This window comes from Promicromonospora kroppenstedtii DSM 19349, assembly GCF_000515355.1.
GTDB classification, from domain to species: Bacteria; Actinomycetota; Actinomycetes; order Actinomycetales; family Cellulomonadaceae; genus Promicromonospora; species Promicromonospora kroppenstedtii.
This window is the reverse complement of record NZ_KI911759.1, coordinates 119741-125765: the sequence shown is the minus strand read 5'-3', so window position 1 is coordinate 125765 and position 6025 is coordinate 119741. Positions and strand designations below refer to the sequence as shown.

The window sequence follows — 6025 nt, the reverse complement described above, 5'->3', positions numbered from 1 at the left end:
GCTGGCCCGCGAGAACGACAGCGACTGGGCCCTCGGCCTCGCGGCTTGCGCCCGGGCCCAGGTGACCTCGGGTCCCGACGCCGAGGAGGCGTACCGGGAGGCGGTCGAGCGGCTCGGCCGCACCGACGCGCGGCTGCTGCTGGCCCGGGCCCACCTCCTGTACGGCGAGTGGCTGCGCCTGGGCAACCGCCGCGTCGACGCCCGCGAACAGCTCGGCATCGCCTACGAGATGCTCAGCGAGATGGGCGCCGAGGCGTTCGCCGAGCGGGCGCGGCGCGGCCTGCAGGCCGCCGGGGAGACGATCCGCAGGCGCCTGCCCCAGCCCCACACCGTCCTGACCCCGCAGGAGTCGCAGATCGCGCGGCTCGCCGGCGAGGGGCTGACCAACCCGCAGATCGGCACCCAGCTCTTCATCAGCCCGCACACCGTGGAGTGGCACCTGCGCAAGGTCTTCCAGAAGCTCGGCATCGTCTCGCGCAAACAGCTGCGCGGGCAGCTCGTGGACCGGGCGGTCGCCACGGCCTGAGGTCCCTCGCCACCGCGGCGCGCGTACGATCCGAGGCGATGACCCGTGACGAATCGTCCGCGCTGGCCGCGGCCCTGCAGAACGCCCTGCCCGACGGCGCCGTGCTCACCGGCGTCCCCGACGTCGAGCGATACGCCCACGACGACGCCGAGTGGGCCGACCATGCGACGCCGGCCGCCGTGGTGCTGGCCACGAGTCTGGACGACGTCGTCACGACCGTCCGGATCGCCGGCGAGCACCGGGCCCCCGTGGTGCCGCGCGGCGCCGGGACGGGCCTGTCGGGCGGGGCGAACGCGATGGCCGGCGCCGTGGTGCTGTCGCTGGAGCGCATGACCCGCATCCGCGAGGTCAACGCGGCCGAGCGGTACGCCGTCGTCGAGGCGGGCGTGCTCAACGACGACCTGCGCCGGCACGTGGCGCAGCATGGCCTCTGGTACCCGCCGGACCCGGCGAGCCAGGCCATCTCGACGATCGGCGGCAACGTCGCCACCAACGCGGGCGGCCTGTGCTGCGTCAAGTACGGCGTCACGCGCGACTACGTGCTGGGGATGACCGTGGTGCTCGCCGACGGGTCAGTGGCCCGGCTGGGCCGCACCACCGCGAAGGGCGTCACCGGCTACGACCTGACGGGGCTGCTCGTGGGATCCGAGGGCACGCTGGGCATCATCGTCGACGTGACGCTCAAGCTCCGCCCGTTGGGCGGCCGCGAGGACCGCGCGATCGTGGGCTGGTTCGCCTCCCTGGCCGATGCCGGGAACGCGGTGGCCGCCGTCTCAGCCGCCGGGATCGTGCCCGCCGCGCTGGAGCTCATCGACAGCACCTGCCTGCGCGCCGTCGCCGACTGGCAGGACTGGACTCTGCCCGAGGGCGCCGCCGCACTGCTGCTGGCCAAGGTCGACGAGCCGGGGGACGCGGGCGAGGCGCTCGCCGAGCGGGTCGTCGGCCTCTTCGAGAAGGCGGGCGGCACGCAGGTGGAGCGCGCGTTCGCGCCCGACCAGGTGGACCGGCTGTTCCTGGCCCGCCGGCTGGCCTACCCCGCACTGGAGCGGCTGGGGCCCGTGCTCACCGAGGACGTCTGCGTGCCGCGCGGCGCCGTCCCGGAGATGCTGGGCCGCATCGAGCGCATCGCGCGCGACGCCGACGTCGTGATCGCCAACATCGCGCACGCCGGCGACGGCAACCTGCACCCGCTGATCATCGCGCCCGAGGGCGACGACGCCGCCAAGGCCCGCGCCAAGGTGGCCTTCGACCGGATCGTCGACGAGTGCCGGGCGCTCGGCGGGACCGTGACCGGGGAGCACGGCGTCGGCCTGCTCAAGCTGCCGGGCGCTGCGGCCGAGCTGAGCCCCGCGGTGCTCGCGATGCACCGGGCCGTCAAGGACGCGCTGGACCCGCGCGGCCTGCTCAACCCGGGCAAGGCGTTCCCGGCCGCCGGCTGACGTCTTACCGACCATGCACCTGCTGCCAGGACGGCCGCAGAACTGGCAGCAACTGCATGGTCGGTAGTTCCGCGGCCTCTGGCTCAAGACGACAAATCACCCCTAAACTGACGCACGCGTGGTTGAAACGTTGCAACGAAGCTCGCTTCTCACCCGATCGCAGCCGCCTGGAGGCGTCATGGCCCTGGACCGCAGAATGTTCCTGAAGACCGCCGGCGTCGCGTCGACCGCCGCGGTGTTCCCCGCCGGGCCCCGGCCGCACGAGGCCGGGGGCGACGTCCGCCTGGCCGACCCCCTCGTCGAGAAGAAGACGAGGCCGCTCGGCATCGACGTCGACCGGCCCCGGTTCTCGTGGACCGTCGAGTCCGGCCGGCGCGGCGTGGAGCAGGAGTCGTACCGGCTGCGGGTCAGCACCCGCGGGCCGCGCCCGCGCCAGGTGTGGGACAGCGGCGTCGTGCCGTCCCGGGAGTCCGCGAACGTCGAGTACGCGGGTCCCGCGCTGGCCCCCGCGACGGAGCACACCTGGCGGGTGGACGTGGTGACCAACCGCGGCCGGAGCACCACGACGTCGTCGTTCCGCACCGGGCTGTACGCCGACGCCGACTGGGCCGGGGCCGAGTGGATCGGCAACGAGCGTGGCCCGGACCAGGTGACCGACCTGCGGTTCGACGGCGCCTCGTGGATGTGGGCCGCCGAGGGCGAGCTGCCGGGCCAGGACCGGGCGTTCCGGATCACCCGGTCCGCGCCCGCGGGCACGGCGGCCACACAGGCCGAGGTGCTGATCACCGCCGACGACGCGTTCACGCTCTGGGTGGACGGCGCCGAGGTGGGCGGCACCGAGCCCACCGAGAACGGCTGGCAGTCGGCCCGCTTCTACATGGCCGACCTGACCAGCGCGCCCGGCAGCGACACCGTGCTCGCGGTGCGCGGCGCCAACGACGCCGTGAGCGCCGGCGCCGTGCTCGCCGTCGTCCGCCTCACGTTCTCGGACGGGACCACCGCGACCCTGAACAGCGGGGACGACTGGAAGGCCGCCACCACGTTCGGGGCCGACTTCGCCCGGCCGGACCTCGACGACTCCGGCTGGGAGCAGGCCGCGAAGATCGCGGCCTACGGCTCCGGGCCCTGGGGCAGCGGGGTGCGCCTGCCGACGCCGGACCCGCTGCCGGCACCGCTGCTGCGCAAGGAGCTCGACGTGCGGGCGGGACTGCGGCGCGCCACGCTCTACCTGGCCGCGGGCGGGTACGCGAACGTGTCGTTGAACGGCCGGCCCGCCGACGACCAGGTGCTCGCGCCCGGATTCACCGACTACGACGACACCGTGCAGTACACGGCCACAGACGTGACACGCGGGCTGCTGCAGGGCCGCAACGCGCTGGGCGTCGAGCTCGGCCGCGGCTTCTACGGCATGACGGGCGGCAACGTGTGGCGCTGGGAGGCGCCGCCGTGGCACGACGAGCCCGTGGTCCGGGCGGTGCTGCACCTGGAGTACGCCGACGGCGTCGTCGAGCGGGTGGTCACCGACGCGACCTGGCGTCTCCACGCAGGCCCCACGGTGTTCGACGACCTCTACGGCGGCGAGACGTACGACGCGCGCCGCACCCTGCCGGGCTGGGACACGGCCGGGTTCGACGACGACGCGTGGGCCGCGGCGACCGTGGCCTCCGGCCCGCGGGGCACCCTGGTCAACCAGCGGCAGCAGCCGGTCGAGGTGATCGAGTCCCTGCCCGCCGTCGAGGTCACGGAGCCCGAGCCGGGCGTGTACGTGGTGCGGTTCCCGCGCGTGCTCGCGGGCTGGGTGCGGTATGCCGTCACGGGTCCGGCCGGGGCCACGGTCCGGGCCGCGCACGGCGAGAAGCTGACCGCCGCCGGGCGCGTGAACCTGAGCAACAACGGCGGGTTCCAGGCGGGGTTCCAGACCGACCGGTTCACCCTGGCGGGCACCGGGCAGGCGGAGACGTGGGAGCCGCGGTTCTCGTACAAGGGCTTCCAGTACGTCGAGGTCACCGGGTGGCCGCAGGACGGCCCGCCGCCGATGGACGCGTTCACCGCGCAGGTCGTGCATACGGCCGCCGCGGAGACCGGCACGTTCGACAGCTCCAGCGAGGTCATGAACCGCACCCACCGGGCCGTGGTGGACACGCTGACCAACAACATCCACGGCATCCCGACCGACACCCCGATGTTCGAGAAGAACGGCTGGACCGGCGACGCCGCCGTCGGCGCGGAGATGTTCCTGCTGAATCTCGACGTGCACGAGCTGTTCGCCAAGTGGCTGCGCGACGTGCACGAGACCCGGGACGAGCAGGGCCGGCCGCTGGTCATCGCGCCGAGCTCCGGCGACTGGGGCGAGTGGGGCGTGTGCCCGCCGTGGCACGCGGCCTACGTGATGATCCCCTGGTGGCTCTACCAGTACGGCGCCGACCGGCGCGTGCTGACCGAGTGCTACGACGGCATGAAGCGGTACGTCGACCTCGAGTTCGACCGGTCCGACGGCGGCATCGTGCCGGACGCGCGGCTCGGCGACTGGGTCAGCCCGGAGGCGAGCCCCGCGGGCGGCAACGCGCCGGAGGACCTGCGGGTCTCGGCCACGGCGTTCCTGTACTCGATGACCCTGTTCATGCGGCGCAGCGCCGGGTTCCTCGGCAAGGCCGCCGACGTCGAGCACTTCGCCCGGAACGCCGCCACGGTCAAGGCCGCGTTCAACACCGAGTTCCTGGACACCGACGCCGGGTACTACCGGGGCGACGGCGACCGCGGGTACCGGCAGACGCACAACGTGCTCGCCGTCGAGTTCGGCCTGGTGCCCGACGCCGCCACGACGCGGCGGGTGGTCGACAGCATCGTCGCGGACGTGCGCGCCAAGGGCACCACGCTCAACACCGGGGTGCTGGGCACGAAGTGGCTGCTGCCGGTGCTGACCCGGCACGGGCACGCCGACGTCGCCTACGAGCTGGCCACCCAGACCCGGTACCCGAGCTGGGGCTACATGATCGAGCACGGCGCTACGTCGATGTGGGAGCACTGGTCGCTGGAGGCGCGCTCGTACGGGCACTACTTCCTGGGCACCGTCGACGACTGGTTCTACCAGCATGTCGCCGGCATCCAGGCGTCGCCCGAGACCGGTTTCCGGGACCTCACGATCGCTCCCGCGGTCACGGGGCACCTGGACCGGGCGGCGGCGTCGGTCCGGACGCCGTACGGGCGGGTCGCCAGCGAGTGGCGGCGCACGGGCGACCGGCTCCGGCTGGACGTGACCGTCCCCGTCGGGTCGACGGCGACGGTGCGGCTGCCTGCCGCCGACCCCGACGCCGTCTCCGAGCGGGGGCGGCCGCTGGCGCACGCCGAGGGCGTCACGGACGTCTCGACCGAGGACGGCGTGGTGCTGGTGCGGGTCGGGTCGGGCCGGTACGCGTTCGTCGCCTAGTGCTTTGTCGCGGATACTGCCGAGGTTCTGTTCAAGCCACGATGTTGCAACGTTTTACGCTCGCTCCTGCGGGCAGAAGGTCGTGGTCTGAACAGAGCCTCAGCCCTAGTTGCCGCCGCCCCGGGCCTCTTCGAACCACTCCGGCGGGGAGAACTGGGACAGCGAGAGCTCGGCGCCGAACGGGTCCCGGATCGCCGCCTCCTTGGTCCACTCGGTCTCCTGTCGCGCCAGGACCGTCGCGCCCGCCCGCTCCGCGAGAGCGGCGGACGCGTCCCGGTCGGCCACCAAGAAGGTCACGGACCAGTGGGCGGGCCCTGCCGCACGCAGGATCCCGGCCGCGACGTCCGCGAACCCGTCCGGTGCGCCCTGCTGCCGCTCGTAGATGTCCGGGTCGAAGGTGCGGGCCAGGTGGTCGCCGTAGCCGGGCACGCGCAGCATCCCGGAACCGAGGTCGTCGCTGTGCTCCCAGCCGAGCAGCGGGCCGTAGAAGCGCAGCGCAGCGTCCATGTCCGGCGTGCTCAGGTTGCTGAAGTTCCACGTGCCCGGCGCGTTGACCGACTGCGCGCCGGGCCGCGTGCCCGCCTGGACCAGCCGGCAGGTCGCGCCCTGCGGGTCGACGATCCGCGCCATCCG

General features: G+C 73.6%; 4 protein-coding genes. 3 read left to right on the top strand and 1 reads right to left on the bottom strand.

The features are described from left to right. The 3 genes from PROKR_RS27220 to PROKR_RS27210 form a co-directional block, all read left to right on the top strand. The coding region (locus PROKR_RS27220; protein WP_036970039.1) for a helix-turn-helix transcriptional regulator at window positions 1–526 on the top strand (526 nt) is incomplete at its 5' end. Between the two features lie 38 nt (window positions 527–564). Beyond that, entirely contained in the window at window positions 565–1965 is a 1401-nt protein-coding gene (locus PROKR_RS27215) for an FAD-binding oxidoreductase (RefSeq protein ID WP_036970037.1), read from the top strand. Between the two features lie 196 nt (window positions 1966–2161). Then, complete coding sequence (locus PROKR_RS27210; RefSeq protein ID WP_051433424.1) at window positions 2162–5392, top strand: alpha-L-rhamnosidase; 3231 nt, start codon at window positions 2162–2164, stop codon at window positions 5390–5392. Between the two features lie 105 nt (window positions 5393–5497). Here PROKR_RS27210 and PROKR_RS27205 read toward each other — a convergent pair. After that, window positions 5498–6025 (bottom strand): VOC family protein (locus PROKR_RS27205; protein ID WP_036970034.1); only part of this gene is annotated, 528 nt, incomplete at its 5' end.